Origin of the sequence: Streptococcus oralis (assembly GCF_003943415.1) — a bacterium.
GTDB lineage: Bacteria > Bacillota > Bacilli > Lactobacillales > Streptococcaceae > Streptococcus > Streptococcus oralis_BJ.
This window is the reverse complement of the sequence record NZ_RJPK01000039.1, coordinates 1-581: the sequence shown is the minus strand read 5'-3', so window position 1 is coordinate 581 and position 581 is coordinate 1. Positions and strand designations below refer to the sequence as shown.

The window sequence follows — 581 nt, the reverse complement described above, 5'->3', positions numbered from 1 at the left end:
TTTCATTTACCGTATTAGAAGGACAGACGGTCGGAGTCGTCGGAAAGACGGGAAGCGGCAAAACGACGTTAGTCAAGCAGCTGCTGAGGCAGTACCCGAAAGGAAAAGGAACGATCACCATTTCGGGCGTGCCGATTGACCGCCTGCCGCTTGATCAGCTTCGCAGCTGGATCGGGTATGTGCCTCAGGACCACGTGTTGTTTTCAAAATCGGTGAAAGACAATATTTTGTTCGGCGGACGACTCGCCGAGGAACGCGATTTATACGATGTCATCTCTGCAGCACATCTGAAAAAGGATATTGAGATGCTTTCAGACGGTTTGGAGACAATGGTCGGAGAGAAGGGCGTCGCTTTATCCGGGGGGCAGAAACAAAGGATTTCAATTGCGAGAGCAATGATTGCGGAGCCCCATATTTTGATCTTGGATGATTCGCTGTCCGCCGTCGATGCGAAAACGGAAGCGACGATTATTGAAAACATCCGCAGCAGGCGGAAAGGCAAAACGACCTTTATTACATCACATCGGATGTCGGCCGTCGAACACGCCGATTTCATTCTCGTCATGGAAAATGGAAGGATC

At 50.3% G+C, this 581-nt stretch carries 1 pseudogene; it reads left to right on the top strand.

Annotated features, from left to right (window positions below):
• Positions 1-581: pseudogene (bmrC, locus tag D8801_RS09755) on the top strand (multidrug ABC transporter ATP-binding protein BmrC); the annotation flags it as partial.